25 protein-coding genes are annotated in these 26,221 nt (G+C 38.0%); 15 read left to right on the top strand and 10 right to left on the bottom strand.

The window, feature by feature from the left end:
* Window positions 1-33: 33 nt before the first annotated feature.
* Entirely contained in the window at window positions 34-1,245 is a 1,212-nt protein-coding gene (gene mlc / locus GWJ05_RS13560) for a sugar metabolism global transcriptional regulator Mlc (protein WP_036937015.1), read from the bottom strand.
* A 128-nt stretch (window positions 1,246-1,373) separates the two neighbouring features.
* A complete protein-coding gene (locus GWJ05_RS13555) occupies window positions 1,374-2,288 on the bottom strand; it encodes a LysR family transcriptional regulator (protein WP_087802471.1) in 915 nt (304 codons plus the stop codon).
* A gap of 124 nt (window positions 2,289-2,412) precedes the next feature.
* Here GWJ05_RS13555 and GWJ05_RS13550 point away from each other — a divergent pair, with 124 nt between their 5' ends.
* Both GWJ05_RS13550 and tus read left to right on the top strand, forming a co-directional pair.
* On the top strand, window positions 2,413-3,696 hold the full coding sequence (locus tag GWJ05_RS13550; protein WP_036937017.1) for an MFS transporter: 1,284 nt from the start codon (window positions 2,413-2,415) through the stop codon (window positions 3,694-3,696).
* 459 nt (window positions 3,697-4,155) lie between these two features.
* Window positions 4,156-5,088 carry a DNA replication terminus site-binding protein gene (gene tus / locus GWJ05_RS13545; RefSeq protein ID WP_036937019.1) on the top strand — a complete coding sequence of 311 codons (933 nt, stop codon included), beginning with the start codon at window positions 4,156-4,158 and terminating at the stop codon, window positions 5,086-5,088.
* Here tus and GWJ05_RS13540 read toward each other — a convergent pair.
* On the bottom strand, window positions 5,081-5,437 hold the full coding sequence (locus GWJ05_RS13540; RefSeq protein WP_036937023.1) for a hypothetical protein: 357 nt from the start codon (window positions 5,435-5,437) through the stop codon (window positions 5,081-5,083). The genes tus and GWJ05_RS13540 overlap by 8 nt on opposite strands.
* 77 nt (window positions 5,438-5,514) lie before the next feature.
* A complete protein-coding gene (gene fumC, locus GWJ05_RS13535; RefSeq protein WP_036937027.1) occupies window positions 5,515-6,912 on the bottom strand; it encodes a class II fumarate hydratase in 1,398 nt (465 codons plus the stop codon).
* Window positions 6,913-7,494: 582 nt separating this feature from the next.
* On the opposite strand from fumC, the gene GWJ05_RS13530 reads away from it, so the two are divergent.
* The gene (locus GWJ05_RS13530) at window positions 7,495-9,186 is read left to right on the top strand and encodes a YdgA family protein (RefSeq protein ID WP_036937030.1); all 1,692 of its coding nucleotides are present in this window, start codon (window positions 7,495-7,497) and stop codon (window positions 9,184-9,186) included.
* 97 nt (window positions 9,187-9,283) lie between these two features.
* Here the strand turns inward: GWJ05_RS13530 and GWJ05_RS13525 are convergent, their stop codons facing one another.
* Entirely contained in the window at window positions 9,284-10,252 is a 969-nt protein-coding gene (locus tag GWJ05_RS13525; protein WP_087802476.1) for a VWA domain-containing protein, read from the bottom strand.
* A gap of 633 nt (window positions 10,253-10,885) precedes the next feature.
* Here GWJ05_RS13525 and add point away from each other — a divergent pair.
* Window positions 10,886-11,887: an adenosine deaminase gene (gene add, locus GWJ05_RS13520; protein WP_161681445.1), complete on the top strand. Its 1,002-nt coding sequence runs from the start codon at window positions 10,886-10,888 to the stop codon at window positions 11,885-11,887.
* A 125-nt stretch (window positions 11,888-12,012) separates the two neighbouring features.
* Window positions 12,013-12,447 carry a putative signal transducing protein gene (locus GWJ05_RS13515; protein ID WP_036937040.1) on the top strand — a complete coding sequence of 145 codons (435 nt, stop codon included), beginning with the start codon at window positions 12,013-12,015 and terminating at the stop codon, window positions 12,445-12,447.
* A 98-nt stretch (window positions 12,448-12,545) separates the two neighbouring features.
* Here the strand turns inward: GWJ05_RS13515 and GWJ05_RS13510 are convergent, their stop codons facing one another.
* Window positions 12,546-13,535 carry a bile acid:sodium symporter family protein gene (locus GWJ05_RS13510; protein WP_036937043.1) on the bottom strand — a complete coding sequence of 330 codons (990 nt, stop codon included), beginning with the start codon at window positions 13,533-13,535 and terminating at the stop codon, window positions 12,546-12,548.
* A 22-nt stretch (window positions 13,536-13,557) separates the two neighbouring features.
* Window positions 13,558-14,601, bottom strand: coding sequence for an oxidoreductase (locus GWJ05_RS13505; RefSeq protein ID WP_036937046.1), 1,044 nt, complete (start codon window positions 14,599-14,601; stop codon window positions 13,558-13,560).
* Window positions 14,602-14,732: 131 nt separating this feature from the next.
* On the opposite strand from GWJ05_RS13505, the gene GWJ05_RS13500 reads away from it, so the two are divergent.
* The 10 genes from GWJ05_RS13500 to GWJ05_RS13455 all read left to right on the top strand — a co-directional run bounded on the left by GWJ05_RS13500 (window position 14,733) and on the right by GWJ05_RS13455 (window position 24,535).
* Window positions 14,733-15,200 (top strand): DUF2569 domain-containing protein, encoded by a 468-nt coding sequence (locus GWJ05_RS13500; protein ID WP_036937049.1) that lies wholly within the window; start codon window positions 14,733-14,735, stop codon window positions 15,198-15,200.
* A gap of 94 nt (window positions 15,201-15,294) precedes the next feature.
* Complete coding sequence (gene rsxA / locus GWJ05_RS13495) at window positions 15,295-15,876, top strand: electron transport complex subunit RsxA (protein WP_036937052.1); 582 nt, start codon at window positions 15,295-15,297, stop codon at window positions 15,874-15,876.
* The gene (gene rsxB / locus GWJ05_RS13490; protein WP_036937055.1) at window positions 15,876-16,502 is read left to right on the top strand and encodes an electron transport complex subunit RsxB; all 627 of its coding nucleotides are present in this window, start codon (window positions 15,876-15,878) and stop codon (window positions 16,500-16,502) included. The genes rsxA and rsxB overlap by 1 nt, the downstream gene beginning before the upstream one ends.
* On the top strand, window positions 16,495-18,657 hold the full coding sequence (rsxC, locus tag GWJ05_RS13485; protein ID WP_161681444.1) for an electron transport complex subunit RsxC: 2,163 nt from the start codon (window positions 16,495-16,497) through the stop codon (window positions 18,655-18,657). The genes rsxB and rsxC overlap by 8 nt, the downstream gene beginning before the upstream one ends.
* Before the next feature lie 6 nt (window positions 18,658-18,663).
* On the top strand, window positions 18,664-19,740 hold the full coding sequence (gene rsxD / locus GWJ05_RS13480) for an electron transport complex subunit RsxD (RefSeq protein WP_036937063.1): 1,077 nt from the start codon (window positions 18,664-18,666) through the stop codon (window positions 19,738-19,740).
* A gap of 18 nt (window positions 19,741-19,758) precedes the next feature.
* On the top strand, window positions 19,759-20,385 hold the full coding sequence (gene rsxG / locus GWJ05_RS13475; RefSeq protein WP_161681443.1) for an electron transport complex subunit RsxG: 627 nt from the start codon (window positions 19,759-19,761) through the stop codon (window positions 20,383-20,385).
* Between the two features lies 1 nt (window position 20,386).
* Window positions 20,387-21,091 (top strand): electron transport complex subunit E, encoded by a 705-nt coding sequence (locus GWJ05_RS13470; protein ID WP_036937069.1) that lies wholly within the window; start codon window positions 20,387-20,389, stop codon window positions 21,089-21,091.
* A gap of 12 nt (window positions 21,092-21,103) precedes the next feature.
* On the top strand, window positions 21,104-21,742 hold the full coding sequence (nth, locus tag GWJ05_RS13465) for an endonuclease III (protein WP_036937072.1): 639 nt from the start codon (window positions 21,104-21,106) through the stop codon (window positions 21,740-21,742).
* A gap of 113 nt (window positions 21,743-21,855) precedes the next feature.
* Window positions 21,856-23,802 carry an exoribonuclease II gene (locus GWJ05_RS13460; protein ID WP_036937076.1) on the top strand — a complete coding sequence of 649 codons (1,947 nt, stop codon included), beginning with the start codon at window positions 21,856-21,858 and terminating at the stop codon, window positions 23,800-23,802.
* A gap of 184 nt (window positions 23,803-23,986) precedes the next feature.
* Window positions 23,987-24,535 carry an RNA 2'-phosphotransferase gene (locus GWJ05_RS13455; RefSeq protein WP_036937079.1) on the top strand — a complete coding sequence of 183 codons (549 nt, stop codon included), beginning with the start codon at window positions 23,987-23,989 and terminating at the stop codon, window positions 24,533-24,535.
* Window positions 24,536-24,607: 72 nt separating this feature from the next.
* Here GWJ05_RS13455 and GWJ05_RS13450 read toward each other — a convergent pair whose 3' ends face one another.
* The 3 genes from GWJ05_RS13450 to pyrF form a co-directional block, all read right to left on the bottom strand.
* Complete coding sequence (locus GWJ05_RS13450) at window positions 24,608-25,018, bottom strand: hypothetical protein (protein WP_036937082.1); 411 nt, start codon at window positions 25,016-25,018, stop codon at window positions 24,608-24,610.
* A 108-nt stretch (window positions 25,019-25,126) separates the two neighbouring features.
* Window positions 25,127-25,450: a stress response translation initiation inhibitor YciH gene (yciH, locus tag GWJ05_RS13445; RefSeq protein WP_036937085.1), complete on the bottom strand. Its 324-nt coding sequence runs from the start codon at window positions 25,448-25,450 to the stop codon at window positions 25,127-25,129.
* A 5-nt stretch (window positions 25,451-25,455) separates the two neighbouring features.
* Complete coding sequence (pyrF, locus tag GWJ05_RS13440; RefSeq protein ID WP_036937087.1) at window positions 25,456-26,190, bottom strand: orotidine-5'-phosphate decarboxylase; 735 nt, start codon at window positions 26,188-26,190, stop codon at window positions 25,456-25,458.
* Between the last annotated feature and the right edge of the window lie 31 nt (window positions 26,191-26,221).

Raw genomic sequence — 26,221 nt, 5'->3', positions numbered from 1 at the left:
AAAACACTTCCGTTACGATTTTTTTCACTTAATTTAGCCTTGCATCAACTCAATTAACAAAGAACCGTTGTACAGAGCCTCTTTAACCAATGAGGCAGCAGGCAATGTTCCTTTATTTCTTAACTCTGTTTCTTCAATAATTAACGATTGTGTATAACGAGGCATGGCATGATGTTGAACATGGTTCAAGATCAAAGGAAAAAGAATAGACTTTGCTCGACAAAGAGGTGAACCAATTAATATTTTTTGCGGATTAAAGATATTAATCATCACGGCAAGAATAAACCCCAATCGCTGAGCGACTAAACTCACTATCTTAAGAGCTTGTTTATCTCCAACTAATATTGCATCACACAATGTCTCAATGGTAATAGGATATTTGTTTAACAATGAGGAAGGATCCTCTTGAGCTAATAGCTGGGCTTTTTTAATTAATTGAGGAATTGCAATTTCTGTCTCTAAACACCCTTTCGCACCGCAATAACAGTTATTGTCAGAGTCAGTAACTTTAGTATGCCCAATTTCAACCGCACTGTGGCTATGAGAATGTAATGTTCGTCCATTACTAATGATACCGGCACCCACGATGTCATCAATGACGATTTGCAGAACATCTGAATTATTTTTTGCGGCACCATATAAAGACTCGGCCATTGTCCATGCGGTCACACTATGCTGTAAGAAAACGGAAACTCCCGTTTTTTCATGAATTTTATCAGCAAGGGGAATATCTTTAACATCATAATAAGGGGAGCTATGAATAACACCACTAATGGGATCAACAATCGCATTCATTGTGATACTAATTGCCGTCAATCTCTCAACATGAGATTGATAACGTTCGAAAAATTTATCAATAGCAAGTAAAAAGTGATTAAGGAAGTCATTACTATTTTCTTTAGGAAAATCAAACGTATCTTCAGTAACAAGTTTACTGTCTAATTCTCTTAAACTAAAAAGTAAATTACCTTTATTGACGCGGATACAGAGAAATTGCCACCCTTGGCTTTCGAGTTTTAACCCTACAGCAGGTCTCCCACGAAATCCCACATCTGGAAACTCAGTTTCGTGAATAAGATGAGTTTCAACTAATTCTCGCGTAATTTTGGTAATACTCGCGGGAGCCAGCTCTGCTTTTTTTGACAGTGAAATACGAGAAATAGGACCATGTTCATCAATCAAACGAAAGACTGTGCCAAGATTAAACTGTTTTACGTGATCGATGTGGCTAGGTTGATTCCCCATTGAATGTCATCCTTAATAAGGAGCCATCATTAATTCGAGGCTCTAAATAATTCATTACCGATTATGTCGTTAATTTGTGATAATTGTACAATACTTACATAAAAAGCGTGATCAAAAACACAGATAAATCAAGATTTTTGGTGTTCTAAGATATTTTTTAATAACAATTGCGTTAATCGATTAGCCGCTGCGGGTATTGTGCGTTTTTTATGAGAAACCAACCAAACTTCAGAAAAAGCCTGTGAATTAGCAAAATGCAGGTAATGCACGCCATCGACTTTCATTCGAGTGAAAGATTTAGTCACAATCGATATACCTAACCCTGCGGCAACTAACCCTAAAATCGTCATGGCTTCGCCCGCTTCTTGTGCAATAGTAGGGGTAATTCCTGATAAACTCAGTAGCTGAATAATCTCATCATAAAGCGCTGTGCCTACATCTCTTTCAAAGAAAACAAAAGGATATTGTCCAATATCTTGAATATTAACCCCCGTTTCTTTGTAAGCAAGTAAGGGATGTCCCTCATACACAGCTAAAATAAAAGGCTCTCGAAACAACAGCTGGTGGTGTAAATTTTCGGGTAATGTGGTATTTCGCATAATACCGAGATCAATACGCCCTGTAAGCAATGGTGAAATTTGTTGCTTTGTATTCATTTGATGCATATGAATGCCGACTTCAGGATAATTTTCTCTAAATTGCCGTAAACTCAAGGTTACCAAATGCATAAAAGGAGTTGTTGATGTAAAACCTATCGATATTTCACCTAACTCGCCTTTTTCCATTCTAGCTGCACGTGTTGCAGCTGCGTTGACCTGCGCCATAATTTGATAAGACTCTTTTAAAAACATTTGCCCTGCAGGGGTTAGTGCAACAGAACGGTTAGTTCGTTCTAAAAGCCTGGCTCCTATTTCGCTTTCAAGTGCTTGTATTTGTTGGCTCAAAGGGGGTTGAGAAATATTCAATCTTTCCGCTGCTTTACCAAAATGAAGTTCTTCAGCCACAGCAATAAAATAACGTAAATGCCTCAATTCAATGTTCATATTTACCTACATGACTATTGATACTTTAAAAGTCTTATTTCAAATAATTAATATATTAGACAAAAAAATCAAATATTTCTAACATTGACATAAATCAAATTTAAGTAATGGAAGTTTAATCAATATGGATAATCACGAAATAGACAGTAAAAGTATGAGCTTAGGCACTGATATTTCAGACAATACATCGTGTATAAAAAAGCCTGCTCATCGGCAATCTCCTCCTAAACACTATATTCAGCGAGATGATGCTCTGTATATAAAAGTGACGGTGTCATTTTTCATGGTTGGATTAGCGACTTTTGCCTTACTCTATTTTGTACAACCCATATTGCCAGTGTTATCCGACGAGTTTTCAGTGAGTCCTGCAACCAGTAGCCTAGCGCTTTCCCTTTCTACGGCTTTAATGGCGTGTGGATTATTAATCACAGGCCCACTTTCCGATGCATTTGGTCGTAAAAATGTCATGGTTATCGCATTATTTTGTGCTGCCTTTTTCACATTATTAAGCGCGATGATGAATAGCTGGACAGGTATTTTAATTACTCGCGCCTTAGTGGGACTTTCATTAAGTGGTGTTGCAGCTGTGGCAATGACCTATTTAAGTGAAGAGATCCACCCTGCTTATTTAGCATTATCGATGGGGTTATATATTAGTGGCAACTCTATTGGGGGTATGAGTGGGCGTGTTATTACTGGGGTATTAAGTGATTATTACTCTTGGCGTTTATCTGTGGTTATTCTTGGTATTTTTGCACTGTTTGCTGCTGTGACTTTCTGGAAAATATTACCTGCGTCTCAGCACTTTAGACCGACTGCATTAAAACCGCGAAATCTTCTTATTACCACAAAGCTACATTTTAGAGATAAAGGATTACCTCTGTTATTTATTGAAGGTGGTTTATTAATGGGAGGATTTGTCACTTTATTTAACTATATTGGGTATCGCTTATTAGATGCGCCTTATTCATTAAGTCAGACAACCGTGGGGTTGATTTCTATCGTGTATTTAAGTGGTACTTATAGTGCATCAAAAGCGGGATTATTAACCACTAAATATGGCTTAGGAAAAGTGTTTATTGCAGGTATCTCTATGATGTTAATTGGCATATTGATTACCTTAATTGAATCATTACCAATTATCTTTGTTGGTATGCTTATCTTAACAACAGGTTTTTTTGCAGCTCATGCCGTAGCAAGTAGCTGGGTTGGTCGTCGCGCTAAACGAGGACGAGCTCAAGCCTCTTCACTTTATCTTTTTACTTATTATGCTGGTTCAAGTCTTGCAGGTACACTCGGTGGCCTATTTTGGGTAAGCTTTGGTTGGTTGGGCGTTGGGATGTTTATTGCTGTTTTAATGTTAATTGCCTTACTCATAGCGTTGCACTTAAACAACGTTGCTCAATAATAAAATACGATCATGACAAAGTGCGAAATTGGATTAACACTATTTAATGTTGTCGATTTTGCACTCTCTTCTTAAGGTATAGGCCTATACTTTAGATAAGGATTAGCCATTATGCCACCAATAAAATATCCTATTGCCCTGCTATTTCTCTTTCTTACCTCCATTGCAAGTGCATTCACAGAAAACTGCCCTCCGATAAAACCAGACTGCGATGCGTTTCAAGAGCCAATAACGAGGGTGAGTGAAAAATAGGCTCATATTGCATTAAAAACCATCAATTAAATGAGCTTTAAGAAAAAGATCATAAAAAAATGCCCTTTTTACGGTATACTGTATAAATAAACAGTATACCGTGTTTTTGGCATTTTCTCCCTGTTAAGCAATGTACTTTTCACTGAAGTTAATGTATTGTTTTAAATAGTAGCTTATTGTATGTTGTAACTAAATAAGGATGTGAAGATGAGTAAGTATGATTTTATAGAACAATTTAATCTCTGTTTTAAACAATTAGAAACAGAGATTAATGCACTAATTGAAAAGCTGAAAAAACTGACATTATTACCTTCAGCTGTTTTTGAATTACCCGATATCACGAAAGAAGAAGAACATGATGACGTTACACGAGTGACAGTGTCACCTAGTTATAATGAAGACGCACGTGAATTGACATTAAAACTAATGGCCAATTTGTTTATTTATGACAATGCGCCGCATATCAGCAGTAAACGTGCTATTCGTTTACCTGGCGTACTTTGCTTTGGTACTAATAACATTGAATTTAAGTCAGTAAAAGGCGATATCGAGCGTATTAATTCATTAAAAAAACAGCTTTCAGATATCGTGACTAAAGAGTCTGGGATTTCTAAAGAAGAACGTTTTGATTTTGTACATAATCAGTTAAAAGGTTTAATCACACTAAATGCTTATCGCACCCTCACCCTAGTGGCTGATCCTGATACTGTACGTTTTGGTTGGGCAAATAAAAATATTATTAAAAATTTAACGCGCAATGAGGTTCTGTCTCAATTGGAAAAAAGTCGAGAAGCCAATCGTGCTGTATCGCCGTATACCCGTGAACAGTGGGCAGAGCGTATTGATAAAGAGATAACCACCCTTTCCCAATTACCTGAAAATGCAAAATTAAAAATAAAACGCCCCGTAAAAGTACAACCTATTGCTCGTGTTTGGTATTCGGAGCTTCAAAAACAAGTGCAATATGCGTGTCCCTTGCCTTTATTAGCTTTCTACATTGATAAAGAGAGCGATTTTAAACCGATTATTGGCGAACTCCCTGATTATGATGCCGATAACATTCAAATTCGCCATCGCCCTAAAGCTAAGAAGTTACAACTGATTATTCCAAGAATGCATTTATATCTTGAAGTTAATTAATAAGCTTAATCGAACTTCCTTGAAGGATTTGTATAATGTTATCATTAAGATGAATAAATTGGTTATCTTCAATTTTCAAATTAATGGAGATCACTACATTATTTTTTAATACAAAAATCATTTTTTCTCGCGTTAACGTAATACGCTCAAGGCTATTAATAGCTTCAATATCAGATAAATGTGTCATTAAACCGATAGAATTATCAATACCTTCATCTTCATCATCAAATCTTGAAAGAATAATGAAATGATCAGGAGAAACAGCATCATCCCCTATTCCTATAATGGTGACATCATCTTCGACATAACAATTAATTTCTGTCGCAGTAAACGTAATTTCTTCAGTCATTATTTTTCCTATCAGATCTAAAAATCCCGCCATTATAGCGGGATTTAATTTCTGCATTAAATAAGTGTTAAATACACTTATTTTTTCATACTACCAACCATATCTTCAGGGCGAACCCAGCTATCGAATTCTTCCGATGTAAGATAGTTCAGTTTCAGCGCAGACTCTTTCAATGTTAAGCCTTCTTTGTGCGCTTTCTTCGCAATTTCAGCGGCTTTATCGTAACCGATATGAGTATTTAACGCAGTAACTAGCATTAATGATTCATGCAGTAGTTTATTGATACGCTCACGGTTTGGTTCAATACCAATTGCACAGTGCTCATTGAAACTACGCATACCATCAGCCAGTAAACGAACTGATTGTAAGAAATTATCAATGATCATTGGGCGATAAACGTTCAATTCAAAGTTACCTGATGCACCACCAATGTTAATGGCGACATCATTTCCCATAACTTGAGCACATAACATTGTTAGTGCTTCACACTGTGTTGGGTTAACTTTACCTGGCATGATCGAACTCCCTGGCTCATTTTCTGGAATAGCGATTTCGCCAATACCACAACGAGGACCAGACGCTAACCAGCGCACGTCATTAGCAATCTTCATTAATGAAGAAGCCAAACCTTTTAATGCACCATGTGAATGAACTAATGCATCACAGGTTGCCAACGCTTCAAATTTATTAGGCGCCGTTACAAATGGCTGACCCGATAATTCAGCAATACGTTTAGCCACACGAACTGCGTATTCTGGATGCGTGTTTAATCCTGTTCCTACAGCAGTACCACCCAATGCTAACTCGCAAACATGAGGAACAGAATCATCTATATGTTTGATGCTGTGCTCAAGCATAGCAGCCCAACCAGAGATCTCTTGCCCTAATGTCAGAGGTGTCGCATCTTGCAGGTGAGTACGACCAATTTTAACGATGTCATGGAAAGCTTCTGCTTTCTCTTTAAAGACTTTCAGCAGTGATTTTAATTCTGGCAATAAATCCTGACGTAATGCAATAACAGCAGCGACATGCATGGCAGTTGGGAACACATCATTTGAACTTTGACTTTTGTTAACATCATCATTCGGATGGATTTTGCGTTCCATGCCACGGATACCACCAAGGATCTCACTACCACGGTTAGCTAACACTTCATTCATATTCATATTTGATTGAGTGCCAGAACCTGTCTGCCAGATTGCTAATGGGAATTCAGTTGGATGTTTGCCGGCTAATACCTCATCTGCTGCAGCAATAATTGCATCAGCACGTTCTTTAGGTAATAAACCTAAATCCATGTTTACACCCGCGGCTGCTTTTTTAGTAAGAGCAAGCGCATGGATAAGTGCAACAGGCATTTTTTCAACTGAAATACGGAAGTGTTCAAGAGAACGCTGCGTTTGAGCTCCCCATAACTGGTCAGCGGGTACTTCGATTTGTCCCATTGAGTCTTTTTCAATGCGAGTGGCTGCCATTTCAATCTCCTTAAGTACACAGAATAATTGATTAATTCCGAATCACTTTTTAGTAAATAACTCGGATATCACTATCATGCCATAAACAGAATAATAAATATGAGAGCTAAAGCGAGCTTATGAAATTTATAACAGAATGAAATCTGTTGATTTTTCTGGAAAAATACGGTTAGTCATCTTTATTTTGTGACTACAGTTAATTATTTAAGCTTTCATATTTATATCCATATTTATTATGAGCCTTTATTATTCATCATAAATAGAATCTCATCACAATTAAATATTGTCTAAATCGAAAAAAGAGTAAAAACAGACGTTTTTAATGCTTATTTAATTTATCTTATAAATCATATCCATTTTGCTTTAAACTCATTATGTTAGCGAGTAACTAAGTAAGTTCTGATTGCGATTTTATTCCACTAAATCTATATTTACAGTTAATATAGGTGGCGATATATATATGTGGATTATCTATATTTAAATTTAGTAAAAATTATCACCAATTTATCGGGTTGTTTAAAGGTTACAAAACAGCCTTTATAACGTACATCGCCGGATGTACACAGAGGATGGACTAGAATTATGAAGAAATCGCTTGTCGCTGTTGGTGTTATCGTCGCACTAGGTGTTGTATGGACCGGTGCTTCGTGGTACATGGGCAGCAAAATTGAAAGTCGCTTACAGGAAGAAACGAAACTCGCTAATGTCCAGTTAGCGCAACTTGCTAAAAATGCACAATTTGGCGCTGATATTAAACTTGAAATTCGTGACTATAAAAAAGGGGTATTCACCTCTAATGCAGACTTTGCTGTCGTGATTTCAAAAGATGCTAGTGAGGTCGTTGAAGGCCAAGATAAAAAAGTAGAAGAAGTCATCTTCACTACTGACATCGATCACGGTCCATTCCCTCTTTCTGATCTAGCTAAATTTAATTTAGCACCAAAATTAGCCGCAATGAATAATACGTTGGTCAACAATGATACAACTAAAGAATTATTCAAACTAACTAAAGAGAAATCTCTTTTTGATATCCATACTTCTTTGGCTTTTGATGGAGCAGTATCAGGTGAAGCTAAACTGAACCCTATCGATTTCACTGAAGACGGAGGTACGGTTAAAACAACACCTTTAACAGTTGAATTCTCATCGGATAAAACCGCATCCAACTTCACTACCTCCGTAAAAGGGGATCAAGTTGTTGTGACTAAAGATGGGGAAGAAACTTTTACACTTAAAAATATTGCGGGTTCTGTCGTCGGAACTAAAGTTAATAACGATCAATATTTATTTAATGAACAGTTATTAAGCTTTGCTGAAATTACACATACCAGCAAAGATAAAGCGTCAGATTTCTCACTGAACGATTTTTCTCTGACAACAAAAAGCGATATCAAAGATAAGTTCTTTAACTTATCTCAAACTTACTATTTTAAATCATTGAATGTTGGCGGATTAGAGTTTGGCTCGGGTAAGTTTGGCTACTCGATTGATAAAGCTGACACCGATGCAATGTTGCTGTTAACCAAAGTTTATAACAACTCGTTATTACCTTGGAACAAATACCATTATGGCAACGATGATATGGTAGAAAAAGCGGTTCGTGATGTACTGGAAAAAGGTTTAGTTTTCCGTATTGATGAAGCGTCTTTAACCAATAAAAGCGGTGCGAGTAAACTAAGCTTTAATTTAGACTTAAATGCATTTAACGTTAAAGTATTAGAAAGCCAACAAAAATCACCGGCAGAATTATTTAACTACCTGTTTAAAAACATCGATTTCAACGTTGATTTATCTCTTCCAATGTTAGCTGAATTCCGTAACTCCACTCAATACCTTGATGCGGCTCGTTACCAAGAAACCGCATTAACAGATGCTGAGAAAAAAGAAATCGAAACAACCACAGCGGCCGATATTGAACAGTTAAAAACTGAGTTACAACAAAATATCAATCAAATTTCTCAAGATGAAAAAGAAGCATTACCGCTGATGTTACTTGCACAAGATGGTAAAGCATTAAGCCTGAAACTGAACTATGCGGCAGATAAGTTCACTATGAATGGCAAAACGTATTCGTTTGATGAGTTTATGGAAGTGACTCAAGCACCTCAAATGTTAGGTTTAGCGGCAATGTTATTCGGTATGGGTGCATCATCATATGATTACGATGACTCTGATTATTCAGAAGAAAGTTATCAAGAAGAGATGACTGAAGATCCAGCGATTATCGAAGAACAAGAAATCTTAATTCCTGAGCAACCAGCACAAGCTCAATAATTAATTTCTGTTAAAATATAATCGATTCGAACTAATAAATAAAAACACCCCATTCATGAATAATACAATGGGGTGTTTTTTTAAGCTCGTATTTTAATTAACAATCACAATCTTTAGCCGGAGGGTGGTGATTGCCCCATTCATCTTTACAGCAAGAATCAATGGTTTTATTAATTATTCCTGCAAGTGTATTTACTGTTGAAATAATAGAAGTTAATTGTTCACAAACATGGCTACAGTTAGATTTTTTATCATTCGGTTTAGGAATGTTTGGTAGCGTTAAACTATCACAGAGGATCTCTTGTAATACTAAAGAGAAATTCGCAATACCTGTAGTATAAATATAAGAGCGCCCACCTGTTTGCTCCGCTAAACGTACATACTCTTTTGTTACACGATCTCTATCAGCTACACTTGGAAAACGATCGAGGTTCGTTGCACTATCGTCTGGCGTTCCTTGGTAGGTATATACTTTGACTTTCTCTTGTTGGGCAACGGCAATTGCTTCGTCATTTTTTATCTTTGCCGCGTTGGTCAATACACCTCCGCCACCTTCCATACCTTCATCACCCAAAACAAATACTGCTCGACGAGCACCATCACGCCAATCAAAATATTTACTTAAATCAATCACGGCACGGCATAAATCTTCTTTATTACCCGCATGATCACGCCCATCAGCCTCTTTAAAAGGTTTTCTTGCCTGTAAGCGACTTTCAGGTACTCCCAGTGCTTTTAAATAATCACTGGCTGATTGATCAAATTTAGTGCCATCCCATGTACCTTCAATACCCAAAAAGGTCACCCGAAGTTTGGATGGGCAATTTTCCAGCGCTTTTTGTATTGCAATATCAATATCTTTACTTAAATCAGATGATTCATCAGACATTGAACCACTAGTGTCAATTACAACAACTAAATCTAATGCAATTGCACCATCACCAGTAACAACTTGTGATCCATAAGTAAGATTATTTGCTGATGAAGGCGGTAATATTTTAGAAATTGACTGGTGTTGTATTATATTATCATTTTTTTCAAGATTTAAATTAGTGTGCTCATTCATATTTATACACCTTTAATTTTAAATAATTAGGATTTAAATTAAAAATAATTATTATGGGAATAATTATATGCTGTTAAATATATCTATTTAATCGCAATATATTATGACGTTAATACCTTATTCCTCATCCCTTATTTAATAAAAGAGATATTATGTTTTTTGTTTCTATTTTATTCTGTTATTTATTATAAAAAGTGCTTTCTATTCTTTACTCAAAAGTATTAAAAAATAAAACAAGTAATTTATTGAATAAGATAATAATATTTAAGCTATTTTTTACTTGATTTTCTCTTGTAAACCTATCAAAAAAATTGATAAGACATTTCATTTATAATGATAATTTTATTTTAAACTGAAAATCTAACATATCAATTTTCTTGATAATACACGTCAATTACATTGAATGTTGTAGCTAATAAATAAACATCCCTCTTTTCTATTTTTTATTTTTTAACTTAAATTTGAGAAAAAAATGCATTTTTAGTTTTAAAAGTAACCAATTTAAGTTTATTTGTTAGTGAATAAAATAAAAATCAGTCATAATAATCTGCAACTTATTTATATTTACCCAATTAAAAGAAAATCACTATAAACGATAGATTTTCATTATTTCTATTAAAAGGAAAATAACACGTGATTGACACACAGTTGCCTTTAACCGATTTACATCGCCATTTAGATGGTAATATCCGCCCTCAAACTATTTTAGATTTAGCAAAACAACACAATATTGCGCTTCCCGCTTATGAGTTAGAAGCTTTGCGCCCTCATGTACAAATTACAAAAAATGAGCCAAGTCTTGTGAGCTTTTTACAAAAATTAGATTGGGGTGTGGCGGTTTTAGCAGACTTAGATGCGTGTCATCGTGTTGCTTATGAAAATGTGGTGGATGTGGTTAATGCGGGGATTGATTACGCTGAACTGCGATTCTCACCTTATTATATGGCAATGAAACACCAGTTACCGGTTGAAGGTGTCGTGGAAGCCATTGTTGATGGTGTGCAAAGCGCACTGCAATCACACGATGTAGATATTCGTTTAATCGGCATTTTAAGCCGTACTTTTGGTGAAGATGCTTGCCAACAAGAATTAAATGGATTACTGAAACATCAGGATAAAATTATCGCACTTGATTTAGCGGGTGATGAATTAGGCTTTCCGGGCCACTTATTCCAACCTCATTTTAATCGTGCTCGTGAAACAGGCTGGAATATTACCGTTCATGCTGGTGAAGCTGCTGATGCTGAAAGTATCTGGCATGCAATTAAAGAATTAGGTGCAGATCGTATCGGTCATGGTGTTAAGGCTATTGAAGATCCTCGTTTAATGGACTACCTCGCCGAGCATCAAATTGGTATTGAATCTTGCTTAACCTCGAATATTCAAACCAGCACTATTAATTCATTAGCAGAACACCCTCTAAAAACCTTCTTAGAGCACGGTATTATTGCATCACTTAACACAGACGATCCCGCTGTTGAAGGTATTGAATTAAAACACGAATATAACATTGCAGCACCAGCCGCGGGATTAACACCAGAGCAAATTCGCCAAACTCAAATCAACGGATTAAAAATGGCGTTTATTAATCAAATTGAACGTGATGCATTAATTAAAAAAGTCAGCTTACGTTAATATTTATTTTATTAAAACCATCTGTTATCAGGTGGTTTTTTATATTTGTTAGAAATAGATGGAATTATTAATGACTCTTAGATTAAAATTGGTTTTCAAGAAAAATTCATCATTAAGATAAAGCAATGTGGAACATTCACCCAACAAGAGGCCATTATAAATTATTAACTCAATATTTATCACCGATTGATGCTTCAATTGAAGCGGGGCTTCTTCAATCTGAAGGTATCGATATCATTCTTTTAGATGAAAATATTGTTTGGAATAATCAGGTCTATGCTCAAGCAAATGGTGGAGTAAAACTGCTTGTTAACGATAAAGAATTTGAACAAGCTCAAGCCATACTTCATGAACTCTACCAAGGCAAATATAATATTAACGAACAACGAGAACCCATCGATGGTGAATTAAAAACAACGGTAAGAAATAATAAAACAGATTATTTGAATATGGGGTTTATTTTCTTAATTTACTTTGTATTAGGTTTACCTCTTCCATTAAAGTCACAACCTTCCTCATTATTAGATAAAAAAGAAAATAATAAAGATCATAGTGAATAAGAAAAGCATCGATAATAATTAAATCGATGCTTTTCTTATAGTTACCTAATAATAAAGATTTAACTAATGCTATTGATTACCCATCCAGCCTAAATATGTTATTTCTTTTCAGCTTCTCTAGCTTGATTTGCATAACGCTGTGCTAATACAGCACAAACCATTAATTGGATCTGATGGAATATCATTAATGGCAATAACATGACCCCTACTGTTGCAGCAGGAAATAACACGTTCGCCATAGGTACACCATTCGCTAAGCTCTTTTTAGAGCCACAAAAAACAATGGTAACTTCATCCGCTTTATTAAAACCAAGCAACCTTGCACTGTATACATTCACAAAAATAACAATTGTTAACAAGATACAACTCACTATCGCAATCGTTAACAGTGACCAACCGTCGATTTTATGCCAAATTCCTTCAACCACCGCTTCACTAAATGCCACATAGACCACCAGCAAAATAGACGAACGATCCGTACTATTAACTAATTTTTTATGATTATCAACCCAACGACCAATTAAAGGGCGAGATAAGTGACCTATAATAAACGGCACCATTAATTGAAGTAAAATCGACTGGATCGCCCCTACAGTATCAAAATCATCTACTGAGCCTTGCGTTTGCATTAAAAAACCCACCAGCACAGGTGAAAGAAAAACCCCTAAAATACTGGATGCAGATGCACTACAAATAGCGGCGGCTACATTTCCTCCGGCTACCGAAGTAAATGCAATGGCTGATTGAACCGTTGCAGGAAGAGCACAAAGGTACAAAAATCCCATATAGACCGTCGGCGACATCCATTCAGGCACAATCACTTGTAATCCTAGCCCTAAAATAGGGAAAAGAATAAAAGTACTGGCAAATACAGTAAGATGTAAACGCCAATGCCCAATCCCTGCTAGTATCGCTTCTCTAGAAAGTTTCGCACCATGCAAGAAAAACAGTAGTGCGATGGCGCCAGTTGTCAGATATTGAAACAGAGTTTTAATATCGCCTCGTGCGGGTAATAGCGTTGCTAATGTCACCACACAAATCATTATCATGAGAAAAGGGTCAAGTTTTAATTTTTGCCACCAAGACATTAGATTGAGCGCTCCCTTTAGCTTATAGCGTAATAGTTTGTTTTAAACGATTTGAAATTTCGCCCGCTTCAATTAAACGCATAATAGTTGTTGCTTGTATTGGCGTAACAGGGTTTTCTTCACCCAAGGTAATTGCACGATAAACTTGTTGATAATAAGCCGGATAATCACCAGAAAGTGTAGTCAGTGTGGTTGTCTCTAACTCGCCAGACGCTGACAGTATTGTTAATTCACCATCATGACTGTCCATTCCCCAATTATAAGTTTGATTAGGGAGATAACCGGCTTTTAGGGCGTCTTCTTGAGTATCTAAACCATATTTAACATAACTTCCTTTTGTTCCATGAATAGCAAAAATAGGTGTTGGAGATGCAACTAGCATAGACGCATGAAGAACAACTCTAAGATTGTCATACTCTAATAATGCATGAAAATAATCGGCATTTTTTGCATTAGGACGTAATTGAGCGATATCTGCTGTCATTGCTTTAGGTTCACCAAAAAGACAAACAGCTTGATCAAGAAGATGAGGCGCTAAATCATACCAAAGCCCGCCACCAATTCCCGCATCTTCTCGCCAACGTTGACGCACGGTTGGACGAAAACGATCAAAATGCGCTTCATAGGCACTAATCTCACCGAGTGTTTTATCCGCTAACAGTTTTTTAACTGTTAAAAAACCAGAATCCCAACGACGGTTATGAAAAACAGAAAGTAGCTTGCCTGCATCTGTTGCTTGTTGAGTCAACTTTTCAGCTTCTTCCAGTGTTAGTGTAAACGGTTTATCAACAACAACATGTTTACCTTCAGCCAGAGCCTGTGAAGCTAACGAATAGTGAGTATTATTCGGCGTTGGAATAATAATTAAGTCTATTGAGGGATCATTAATAAGTGCTTGAGGGTCTGCATAAACCGTGATGTGAGGAAAATCTTGTTTGACTTTATTTTCATCAGAACTTGAAATTGCACTGAGATTTAAGCCTTCGGTTGTTGTAATTAAGGGAGCATGAAAGGTTTTACTTGCATAACCATACCCGATAATCCCAACATTGAGTTTATTTGCCATAACCCTATCCTATTTTTATCTGCTTTTTTATTAACAAAAATCACTTTCACTTTTGTAGCTAAATAAATAATAACAAAGTTTGTGATAATATCCTGTTTAGTTCTATACACATGAGTAGGAATAATTTATTAATGAAATTTGATCTCAAAGCAAACGCGCAAAATAATCCCTCAGGAAAAGCGCCTATTACAGGGTGGCTACTCGCGCCATTGGCTTATATGATCTTATCAATTGTTGGCTCAGGCTTGATGTCAGTTCTCTACGTTCTTAAATATTTTGCGGATTTTTCGATCCTCCACCAGCTTCCTTTCCATTTAATATCAAGTTGGTATCTTTCTGCGCTCACCACTTGGGTGATGTTCGGTTTTACAGTATATCTACTACGTCAATTCTTTTATCGCGCAAAAAATTTTCCACGTCTATTTATTTTATGGTTACTTATCAACTTACTATTAGCGATAAAAAGCTTCGGCTTTGCGCCTGTAGATGATCAAACAGCGTTAAAATCGCTTCTATGGTCTGTTTTCTCGACGGTCTGTTTTGTGCCTTATATCAAGTATGCAAAGCGTGTTCGTGAAACTTTCACACAAGTTCGATAACTTCGCACCTTTACCCTTGATATTATATACGCTTGTTTAGCCTCTTTATTTCAGGAGGCTTTTTGTTTCTCTGTTTAACAATTTTGGCATAACAATGACTGATTACTTGCTTCTATTCGTCGGCACCGTATTGGTGAATAACTTTGTACTCGTCAAATTCCTGGGTTTATGCCCTTTTATGGGTGTATCAAAAAAATTAGAAACCGCAATCGGTATGGGATTTGCGACAACCTTTGTTATGACTCTTGCCTCGATTAGTTCGTGGTTGATGGATAATTTTATTTTAGTTCCTTTGGACTTACTTTATTTACGCACACTAAGCTTTATTTTAGTTATTGCAGTCGTTGTACAATTCACTGAAATGGTCGTAAGAAAAACAAGCCCAACACTCTATCGTTTATTAGGGATCTTCTTACCTTTAATTACCACGAACTGTGCTGTATTAGGTGTGGCATTATTAAATATCAATCAATCACACACGTTTATGCAATCTGCTGTTTATGGTTTTGGTGCTGCCGTCGGCTTCTCTCTTGTAATGGTATTATTTGCCGCCATTAGAGAAAGATTAGCAGTGGCCAATGTCCCTGCGCCATTTAAAGGTGCATCAATTGGTTTAATTACCGCAGGTTTAATGTCTCTCGCCTTTATGGGTTTTAGTGGTTTGGTGAAACTGTAATGAATTCTTTATGGATAGCAATTGGCGTGCTAGGTGCGCTAGGTCTTATCTTTGGGCTAATTTTGGGCTATTCTGCACGCCGTTTTAAAGTGGAAGAAGATCCTATTGTTGAAAAAATAGATGCTATTTTGCCACAGAGTCAATGTGGGCAATGTGGCCATCCTGGTTGTCGCCCTTATGCCGACGCGGTTGCAAACAATGGTGAAATGATTAACCGTTGTGCGCCGGGTGGCGAACAAGTAATGTTAAAAATCGCAGAATTAATGGGGGTTGAACCTCAGCCACTTGATGGTGACGAAGAAGCATTAAATCCCGTTAGAAAAGTCGCTTTAATTGATGAAGATAACTGCATTGGATGTACTAAGTGTATTCAAGCCTGTCCTGTTGATGCCATTGTTGGTGCAACACGCGCAATGCATACGGTGATTGAAGACTTATGTACAGGGTGTGATTTATGTGTCCCACCTTGCCCAACAGATTGTATTACCTTAGTACCCGTCAAAGTGACAACCTCAAATTGGAAATGGGATTTAAATACTATCCCTGTTAAGAACATTCCAGCAGAGCCTGAAGAAACACCTGAAGATGAACCGTCATTAAAGACGGAGGATAACGCTCATGTTTAATCTCTTTTCGTTATTTAAAAAAGATAAAATCTGGGATTTTAAAGGCGGTATTCATCCTCCTGAAATGAAATTACAGTCAAGTCGTACACCAATGCGTATAGCACAATTGCCTGATGAAGTGATTATTCCTATTCATCAGCACTTAGGTGTACCGGGGCAACTTTGTGTCAGCGTAGGTGAGCATGTTTTAAAAGGACAACCTTTGACCAAAGGTGTTGGCAGAACATTACCTGTTCATGCATCTATCTCGGGCACTGTCGTTGCTATAGAACCCTTTCCAAGTGCTCACCCATCAGGGTTACCTGAAATAGCCGTAAGAATTCAATCTGATGGTAAAGATGAATGGCGAGAGAAATCACCTATCATCAATTACCAATTAGAAAATAGAGATACGTTACTTAACCGTATCCATGAAGCAGGTATTGCAGGATTAGGGGGCGCAGGATTCCCAACTGCATCAAAATTAAAAGGTGGTGGCGACCTCGTTAAAACACTCATCATTAATGCAGCAGAGTGTGAACCTTATATCACAGCAGACGATCGCTTAATGCAAGAACATGCTGATGAAGTGATTGCTGGATGTCAGGTCTTAATTCACCTACTCTGTCCTGATGAAGTGTTAATTGGTATTGAAGATAACAAACCTGAAGCTATTGAAGCATTGAAACAGGCATTAAATGCCGTACCTGATGAGAAACGAATTTTTATTCGAGTCATTCCCACAAAATATCCCTCTGGCGGTGCTAAACAACTGACCAAGATCTTAACGGGTAAAGAAGTACCATCAGGGGGACGTTCATCTGATATTGGTGTATTAATGCAAAACGTAGGTACGGTAGTCGCCATCAAACGCGCCATTATTGATGATGAGCCTTTAATTGAACGTGTTGTCACAGTCACGGGTAATGGTGCTAAAACACCGGGTAATTTTTGGGTACGTTTAGGTACCCCTATTTACTCATTGCTAAAACAAGCCGGTTTTGTTGCAGGCTCTGAGCAAATGGTGATTATGGGGGGGCCTTTGATGGGTTTTACCTTACCAGACTTAAATGCTCCTGTTGTTAAGATAACCAACTGCCTACTTATCCCTTCAGTTGAAGAGATGGATACAGATAGTCTTGAAGAAGCCTGTATCCGTTGTGGTCATTGTGTCGATGCTTGTCCAAGTGGTTTACTGCCTCAACAACTTTACTGGTTTAGTAAAGGTAAAGAGCATGAGAAAGCACAACAACACAATTTATTTGATTGTATTGAATGTGGTGCTTGTGCGTTTGTTTGCCCAAGTAATATCCCGCTGGTTCAATACTATCGTCAAGAAAAAGCTGAAATACGTGAAATTGATGCGGAAGCCAAACGCGCAGCTGAAGCGAAAGCGCGTTTTGAAGCCAAAAAATTACGTATGGAACGTGAGAAACTTGAGCGTGAAGCAAGACATCAACGTGCCGCAGTTAAACTTGATGATAATGAACATAATGAAGTTCAATCTGCGCTCTCTCGTGTAAAAGAAAAACAGAGTATCGGTAAAATTATTTCTGTGAAAGCAGGTGAAGAGCCAGATAACACAGCTGCTATCGCCGCACGTAGAAAGCGTAAAGAGGAAGTCAGAGCAAAACAAGCAGCCAAATTAGCACAGCAAAAAGCATTAGAAGCCTCAAATGATAATACAGTAAGTGACAACGAAGATGCTGATCCGCGCAAAGCAGCTGTTGCTGCAGCATTGGCGCGTGTGAAAGCCAAAAAAGCACAGCAAGCTTCTCAAGCAACGCCAACTGTTGAAGCCCCTGCTGAAAGCGCTGAAACCGAAGAAGTCGATCCGCGCAAAGCGGCTGTTGCTGCAGCATTGGCGCGTGTGAAAGCCAAAAAAGCACAGCAAGCTTCTCAAGCAACGCCAACTGTTGAAGCCCCTGCTGAAAGCGCTGAAACCGAAGAAGTCGATCCGCGCAAAGCGGCTGTTGCTGCAGCATTGGCGCGTGTGAAAGCCAAAAAAGCACAGCAAACTTCTCAAGCAACGCCAACTGTTGAAGCCCCTGCTGAAAGCGCTGAAACCGAAGAAGTCGATCCGCGCAAAGCGGCTGTTGTTGCAGCTATTGCCAGAGTAAAAGCGAAAAAAGAAGCCGAACAGCGTCGTGCTAAAGAAGAAGTTACCTTGGATTAATCACAGATGAAATTTAGACCGATACAAAATAACAACAGTAAATTAAAAATTGCGAGTTCACCTTTTACGCATAATCAGCAATCCACTAGCCAAGTTATGCTATGGGTTATTTTAGCCACATTGCCGGGGATCATCAGTCAGATCTACTTCTTTGGTTTAGGCACTATTTACCAAATTATATTAGCCATAATCGTCGCACTTGTGGCTGAAACTGTCTGCGTAAAACTCAAAAAAGAAGATCCTTTACGTTACCTCAAAGATAACTCCGCACTGCTTACTGGTGTATTACTCGCCATTAGTATTCCACCTTTAGCACCATGGTGGATAATTGTCTTAGGCACCTTTATTGCTGTTGTTATCGCAAAACACATTTATGGCGGTTTAGGGCAAAACCCATTTAACCCGGCAATGGTAGGTTATGTGGTCTTATTGATCTCATTCCCAGTACAGATGACATCGTGGATGCCTCCTGTTGAATTACAAGCTGTCTCTTACAATTTCATGGACAGTTTAAATATCTTCTTTACAGGTCATACATCATCAGGCTTAACACTTGAAGATTTAAGACGCTCCATTGATGGCATTACGCAAGCTACACCTCTTGATAGCTTTAAAACAGGCTTATTAACCCACTCTATTGATGAAGTGTTAGCGACACCTATTTTACAAGGGAAATTTGCCGGCATTGGCTGGCAATGGGTGAATGTCGCTTATTTAATTGGTGGATTAGTTCTACTTTATAAACGCATTATTAGCTGGCATATCCCTGTTGCAATGATCTCAATGTTAGCCTTATGTTCTGTTATTAGTTGGGGTATCGATCCTACTCGTTACTCCCAACCTCTATTACAAATTTTCTCAGGTGCAACGATGTTAGGTGCTTTCTTTATTGCGACAGATCCTGTGAGTGCCTCAACAACCCCTAAAGGTCGTTTAATTTATGCGGGTATGATTGGTTTGTTAGTTTGGATTATACGCGTTTATGGCGGATATCCCGATGCAGTTGCTTTCTCTGTATTACTTGCCAATATCGCTGTACCTTTAATTGATAGCTATACACGCCCTCGTGTTTATGGGCATTAATGTGCCAAGGAGAAAATGATGATCGAGATCTTAAAACGTCATGGGCTAACATTAGCTGTCTTTGCGGCTTGTACAACAGGTTTAACCGCGGTGGTATACCACTTAACCGCAGATACCATTGCAGAGCAAGTGGCTATAGAAAAACAAAAATTATTGGATCAAGTGATCCCTCAAACAATGTATAACAATGAACTTTCTAAAGATTGTTATCTACTTACGGCACCTGAATTGGGAAATTCAAACCCTCATAAACTTTATGTAGCGCGTTTAGAAGGAAAACCTGTTGCAGTGGCCTTAGAATCTACCGCGCCAGATGGCTATTCAGGTGCAATCGAACTTCTTGTTGGTGCTGACTTTAAAGGTAACGTTCTAGGTGTTCGTGTAACCGCACATAACGAAACTCCCGGTCTAGGTGATAAAATTGAAACACGCATTTCTGATTGGATCACAACACTGAGCCATAAATTCATTTTCAGTGAAAACGATCCACATTGGGCAGTAAAAAAAGATGGTGGCGATTTTGATCAATTTACAGGTGCGACGATCACCCCCCGCGCTGTTATTAACTCATCAAAACGTACAGCATGGCTAATACAATCATTACCAGAGAAGCTAGAAACACTCTCTGTCTGTGAGGCGAATTAATATGAACTCCATTAAAACGCTCTTTGCTCAAGGGTTATGGACAAACAACTCAGCCCTAGTGCAATTACTTGGCTTATGTCCTTTACTCGCCGTTTCTTCAACAGCAACTAACGCATTGGGTTTAGGGCTTGCGACAACATTAGTATTATTTTGCACCAATGTGGCAGTTTCAAGTTTACGTCGCTGGGTTCCTTCTGAAATTCGTATCCCAATTTATGTTATGATAATCGCGTCTGTCGTCAGTGCTGTGCAATTACTGATCAACGCATACGCTTATGGTTTATACCAATCGTTGGGGATCTTTATTCCATTAATAGTCACCAACTGTATTGTTATTGGCCGTGCTGAAGCCTTCGCCGCTAAAAATGAAGTCTTTCCTTCTGCCATTGATGGTTTAGCTATGGGATTAGGGGCAACAGCCGCACTCTTTGTATTAGGCGCGATCCGTGAAATTTTAGGTAACGGAACATTATTTGACGGTGCAGATTTACTGTTAGGTGAATGGGCTCAAGTATTAAGAATCGAAATAGTTCATTTAGATTCACCCTTCTTACTTGCCATTTTACCGCCAGGTGCTTTTATCGGTTTAGGCTTTATGTTAGCGGGAAAATACCTTATCGATGAAAGACAGAAAAAGCGCAGCGCTTCGACAATGAAAACTTACGAAAAAGAACAAGGCTGTGGTAGTCATATCGTTAAAAATTAATTTGTGAGCATAATGAATCAAGCAAAACGTATTGAAATTCTAACTCGGTTGCGTGATAACAATCCGCAACCTACGACAGAGCTAAAATTTGACTCTCCGTTTGAACTATTGATCTCCGTGTTACTCTCTGCACAAGCCACCGATGTGAGTGTCAATAAGGCAACCGCTAAGCTTTATCCTGTTGCCAATACACCACAAGCAATCCTAGATTTAGGGGTGGATGGGCTTAAGAAATACATTAAAACCATTGGCCTATATAATACTAAAGCTGAAAATGTGATTAAGACCTGTCAGATCTTAGTGGATAAACATCACAGTGAAGTCCCTGAAAACAGAGAAGCCCTTGAAGCTTTACCTGGTGTTGGTCGCAAAACTGCAAATGTTGTTTTAAATACCGCATTTGGTTGGCCAACTATTGCTGTCGATACACATATCTTTAGAGTGAGTAATCGCACAGGCTTTGCCCCTGGTAAGAATGTCAATGAAGTTGAGCAAAAACTCTTAAAGGTTGTTCCGGCAGAATTTAAAGTTGATTGCCATCATTGGCTTATTCTTCATGGCCGTTATACCTGTATTGCACGAAAACCACGGTGTGGCTCTTGTATTATTGAAGATCTGTGTGAATTTAAAGAAAAAACAGATCCTGAATAAAAATTTGCCGATTTGTCTGTTTTTCTGATGCGATATTACTTGCGTCGCTACACACAATCGAATAAAACTATTGCCCACTTTTATTATTAAAACTGCCGACTTTCCGGAAAAATATGTTTCAAGACAATCCGCTGCTTGCACAGCTAAAACAGCAACTCCATGCCCAAACACCGCGCGTGGAAGGCCTTGTAAAGGGAACAGATAAAGGCTTTGGCTTCCTTGAAGTTGATGGTCAGAAAAGCTATTTTATTCCCCCTCCGCAAATGAAAAAAGTGATGCACGGTGACCGCGTTATTGCTACCGTTCATACAAACGGCGATAAAGAGTCGGTTGAGCCTGAAGAGTTAGTAGAACCTTTCTTAACCCGATTTGTCGGTCGTATTCAGAAAAAAGAGGGAGATAACCGTCTGTGGATAATACCAGATCACCCTCTCCTAAAAGACGCAATCCCTTGTCGCCCAGCTCAAAACTTAACACATAGTTTTGTCAATCAAGATTGGGCTGTTGCCGTAATGCGTCGTCACCCACTGAATAAAGGTGATAAAGGCTTTCAAGCCGAAATAACAGACTACATCACAGATAAAGATGATCACTTTGCACCTTGGTGGGTGACTTTAATGCGTCATCAGCTTGAACGTGATGCACCTGAAATGGGTAATGAAACGCTTACATTACATGATATTTTACCTCGTGAAGATCTGACTTCTCTCTATTTTGTCACTATTGATAGTGCATCAACAGAAGATATGGATGATGCACTCTTTATTCGTAAAGAAGAGAACGGTCAATTAACGCTATTTATTGCCATTGCCGATCCTACGGCTTATATTCTGCCAAATAGTGAATTAGATAAAATTGCAGCACAACGTGCACTGACTAACTATCTGCCCGGCTTTAATATCCCAATGTTGCCTCGCGAACTGTCAGATAACATCTGTTCATTACGTCCTAATGAAAAACGCCCTGCTTTAGTCTGCCAAGTCAGTATCACTGAAGATGGCTCTCTGCTTGAAGATATTCACTTCTATTCTGCGTGGGTAGAATCCAAAGCTAAACTGGTTTACGACCATATTTCAGATTGGTTAGAAAGCGGTAACAGCGATTGGAAACCTGAAAATGACATCGTACATGAGCAAGTAATGTTATTAAAAGAGATGTGTGAAAAACGTCATGAATGGCGCGAAAAACATGCTCTAGTCTTTAAAGAACGTCCTGATTATCGTTTTATTCTTGATGAAGGTGGTAATGTTTTAGATATCGTTGCGGAAAAACGCCGTATCGCCAACCGCATTGTTGAAGAAGCGATGATCACGGCCAATATCTGTGCAGCTAAAGTGCTAGCAAAAAATTTAGGCTTTGGTGTTTATAACGTTCACACTGGTTTTGATCCACTTTATATCGATCAAGTTGTACAAACTCTAAAGGATAATGGTATTGAAACCACTTCTGAAAGTTTGTTAACCCTTGAAGGTTTCTGCCAATTACGTCGTGAGCTCGATAACCAACCAAATCAATTCCTTGATAGCCGTATTCGTCGTTATCAAAACTTTGCTGAAATCAAATCAGAGCCGGGTCCTCACTTTGGTTTAGGGTTGGAAGCTTACGCAACATGGACTTCACCAATTCGTAAATACAGTGATATTTTAAATCACCGTTTGCTAAAAGCGATTATCAGCAAAGAACATGCTGAAAAACCACAAGAAGAAGATGGTATTCGTATTGCAGAACGCCGTCGTGCTAATCGTATGGCCGAGAGAGATGTGGGAGATTGGTTATATGCCCGTTTCTTAAAACCTTTTGCAGGTACTGAAACGCCATTTAACGCTGAAATTATCGATATTACACGTGGTGGTATTCGTGTTCGTTTAGTTGAAAATGGAGCTGTCGCCTTTATTCCTGCGCCATTCTTACATGCTGTACGTGATGAAATTCAATGCAGTCAAGAAACGGGGACGGTTATTGTAAAAGGCGAAAGCGCTTATAAACTCAATGATATTATTCCCGTTCGTATCGAAGATGTAAAACTAGAAACGCGCAATGTCGTTGCTCGCCCTATCTAATTAACCTACAATCGATATACAATAAAACTGATAGTTCATTTTGAGCTATCAGTTTTTTTATGCCTCTTATCTTTGTTAGACATAACACTAGAAATTTAAAGAGTATGAAAAGGAGATTTTTTATGGGATTGGGAAAATAACATGCCCGTCTCATAAATTTAATAAATAACAAATGGATTGAATTATGAAAGATAAAGTGCAAATTAGCCGTTTCTTAAGCTATATATTACGACACGCCCCTGAAAGTATTGGCTTATCACTTGATGCTCAAGGATGGGGTGAAATATCACAATTGATCTTGTTAACGCAGAAGAAAGGCACGCCACTAACCCTTGAACTTATCAACGATGTGGTCAAAACGAATGATAAAAAGCGTTTCGCTATTTCAGAAGATGGGCTTTTTATTCGTGCCGTTCAAGGACACTCGCTTAAGACTACGGTTGCTTACCAAGCTATTACTCCTCCCAAAATACTTTATCATGGCACAGCGACTCGCTTTATCGACAGTATTTTTAATCAAGGTTTAATACCTAACGGTCGCCAATATGTTCATCTATCACAAGATTATAAAACAGCAGTGAATGTCGGCAATCGTCATGGAAAAGCAGTTGTTTTAATTGTCGATAGTGAAAAAATGTTTAGTGAAGGTTTTGAGTTTTATCAGTCTGATAATGGTGTATGGTTAACACTTTTCGTACCGGTGAATTATCTAAAAATCGAAGAGAAAGAATAAAATGAAATATAAACAAGTAGGTGACATTGTCACCTACAATCTTACTTACGGACTTCACTACTTAGTTAATCCTTAATCGGGATGGCCTGTGATCGTGATTTTTGTACCTTTTTGATCTTCTTCTAATAAAATTTCGCTAAAACCACCTGCAAACTGCTGTTCTATCATTAATTTTTTCGGATTTTCCCATTTATAATCAACAAAAACACCGTCTTTTGTATACTCTTTCTGGATGTTATTGTTCACCTTAATGATTTTTTCAAGGTATTCTTCATCATGCTCATTGACATATTTTTTATATGCATCTGCAATTGAAAGCCCTGTATAAATACAATGTGTTAGCGACCCATTCTCAAAGACTTCATCCAACGTTTGCTCTGGTGAAGAACAATATTGATCATGGACAATCACTTTATCCATTTTGCTTTCTGCCAAAAGCGCAGAAGAATACAACAACGTTACAATCATCAAATACGCTTTCATAAAATACCTTTAAAATACATCTATTAATGACAATAAAAAATGCGCCAATTTCAATAGAAAATTAGCGCACTATTATTCATTTTGTTGCTATCTAGCTAGCTAAATAAATTAGCCACCAGCAAGTTTCACTTTCATTCCTTTGGCTTCTAATAGCGATTTAATTAAATCACGTTTGTCACCTTGGATCTCAATTAAACCGTCTTTTACACTACCACCACAGCCACATTTTTTCTTTAGTTCGGCGGCAAGTTTGACCAGCTCAGCATCATCCAGATCGATACCTGAAACAACGCAAACCCCTTTTCCTTTACGTCCACTAGTTTGACGTTGAATACGAACAATACCATCACCGGCTGGGCGCGCTGGCTTTTGCTCTTCTTCTTTAATGCGACCCGCATCTGTGGAGTAAACCAAACGAGAGTTATTATCCATATTAATTACATACCTTGTATAGAGCGATTAATTTGTTGTAATGTTTCAAGAGGATTATCACTACGTGTAATTGGACGCCCAATCACCATATAATCAACGCCCGCTAAAACGGCTTGTTCTGGTGTCATTACGCGACGCTGATCACCAATATCACTCCCTGTTGGGCGAATACCCGGTGTCACTAATAAGAAATCATCACCACAAACTTGTTTAAAACGTGTTGCTTCATGCGCAGAACAAACAACACCATCAAGACCACAAGATTTTGTCAATAACGCTAAACGTTCTGCTTGTTCTGCGGGTGTCAATGTTATGCCCAACTCAATCAAATCAGAGTGATCCATACTGGTTAACACAGTTACTGCCGTTAAAAGTGGCGCGTCTTTGCCATAAGAGGCAAGACTCTCTTTAGCGGCGCGCATCATACGACTTCCACCACTTGCATGTACGTTCACCATCCACACACCTAAATCAGCGGCAGCTGCAACCGCTCTTGCAACGGTATTGGGAATATCATGAAATTTCAGATCCAAGAAAATATCAAAGCCACCTTTTTGTAGCTGTGTGACAAACTGAGGCCCAAAACGGGTAAACATCTCTTTACCAATTTTTAAACGGCAAGATGAGGGATCGATACGTTGTGCAAAATCTAACGCACTTTTTTGATCTTCATAGTCTAATGCCACAATAACGGGCGCGCAGGTGAACTCGGGCGATTTTTTATCACAATGAAATGACATTTTAGGGCCTTTATTTATAAAGAGACTATTA

The sequence above is a fragment of the Proteus sp. G2626 genome, from assembly GCF_009915985.1.
GTDB lineage: Bacteria > Pseudomonadota > Gammaproteobacteria > Enterobacterales > Enterobacteriaceae > Proteus > Proteus vulgaris.
The sequence above is the reverse complement of the archived record's forward strand: the minus strand, read 5'-3'. Positions and strand labels throughout refer to the sequence as shown.

Bases quoted from the DNA above. Each gene is read 5' to 3' on its own strand.
- mlc (WP_036937015.1), bottom strand. From the start codon at position 1,245: ATGGGGAATCAACCTAGCCACATCGATCACGTAAAACAGTTTAATCTT.
- GWJ05_RS13555 (WP_087802471.1), bottom strand. From the start codon at position 2,288: ATGAACATTGAATTGAGGCATTTACGTTATTTTATTGCTGTGGCTGAA.
- GWJ05_RS13550 (WP_036937017.1), top strand. From the start codon at position 2,413: ATGGATAATCACGAAATAGACAGTAAAAGTATGAGCTTAGGCACTGAT.
- tus (WP_036937019.1), top strand. From the start codon at position 4,156: ATGAGTAAGTATGATTTTATAGAACAATTTAATCTCTGTTTTAAACAA.
- GWJ05_RS13540 (WP_036937023.1), bottom strand. From the start codon at position 5,437: ATGACTGAAGAAATTACGTTTACTGCGACAGAAATTAATTGTTATGTC.
- fumC (WP_036937027.1), bottom strand. From the start codon at position 6,912: ATGGCAGCCACTCGCATTGAAAAAGACTCAATGGGACAAATCGAAGTA.
- GWJ05_RS13530 (WP_036937030.1), top strand. From the start codon at position 7,495: ATGAAGAAATCGCTTGTCGCTGTTGGTGTTATCGTCGCACTAGGTGTT.
- GWJ05_RS13525 (WP_087802476.1), bottom strand. From the start codon at position 10,252: ATGAATGAGCACACTAATTTAAATCTTGAAAAAAATGATAATATAATA.
- GWJ05_RS13515 (WP_036937040.1), top strand. From the start codon at position 12,013: ATGTGGAACATTCACCCAACAAGAGGCCATTATAAATTATTAACTCAA.
- GWJ05_RS13510 (WP_036937043.1), bottom strand. From the start codon at position 13,535: ATGTCTTGGTGGCAAAAATTAAAACTTGACCCTTTTCTCATGATAATG.
- GWJ05_RS13505 (WP_036937046.1), bottom strand. From the start codon at position 14,601: ATGGCAAATAAACTCAATGTTGGGATTATCGGGTATGGTTATGCAAGT.
- GWJ05_RS13500 (WP_036937049.1), top strand. From the start codon at position 14,733: ATGAAATTTGATCTCAAAGCAAACGCGCAAAATAATCCCTCAGGAAAA.
- rsxA (WP_036937052.1), top strand. From the start codon at position 15,295: ATGACTGATTACTTGCTTCTATTCGTCGGCACCGTATTGGTGAATAAC.
- rsxB (WP_036937055.1), top strand. From the start codon at position 15,876: ATGAATTCTTTATGGATAGCAATTGGCGTGCTAGGTGCGCTAGGTCTT.
- rsxC (WP_161681444.1), top strand. From the start codon at position 16,495: ATGTTTAATCTCTTTTCGTTATTTAAAAAAGATAAAATCTGGGATTTT.
- rsxD (WP_036937063.1), top strand. From the start codon at position 18,664: ATGAAATTTAGACCGATACAAAATAACAACAGTAAATTAAAAATTGCG.
- rsxG (WP_161681443.1), top strand. From the start codon at position 19,759: ATGATCGAGATCTTAAAACGTCATGGGCTAACATTAGCTGTCTTTGCG.
- GWJ05_RS13470 (WP_036937069.1), top strand. From the start codon at position 20,387: ATGAACTCCATTAAAACGCTCTTTGCTCAAGGGTTATGGACAAACAAC.
- nth (WP_036937072.1), top strand. From the start codon at position 21,104: ATGAATCAAGCAAAACGTATTGAAATTCTAACTCGGTTGCGTGATAAC.
- GWJ05_RS13460 (WP_036937076.1), top strand. From the start codon at position 21,856: ATGTTTCAAGACAATCCGCTGCTTGCACAGCTAAAACAGCAACTCCAT.
- GWJ05_RS13455 (WP_036937079.1), top strand. From the start codon at position 23,987: ATGAAAGATAAAGTGCAAATTAGCCGTTTCTTAAGCTATATATTACGA.
- GWJ05_RS13450 (WP_036937082.1), bottom strand. From the start codon at position 25,018: ATGAAAGCGTATTTGATGATTGTAACGTTGTTGTATTCTTCTGCGCTT.
- yciH (WP_036937085.1), bottom strand. From the start codon at position 25,450: ATGGATAATAACTCTCGTTTGGTTTACTCCACAGATGCGGGTCGCATT.
- pyrF (WP_036937087.1), bottom strand. From the start codon at position 26,190: ATGTCATTTCATTGTGATAAAAAATCGCCCGAGTTCACCTGCGCGCCC.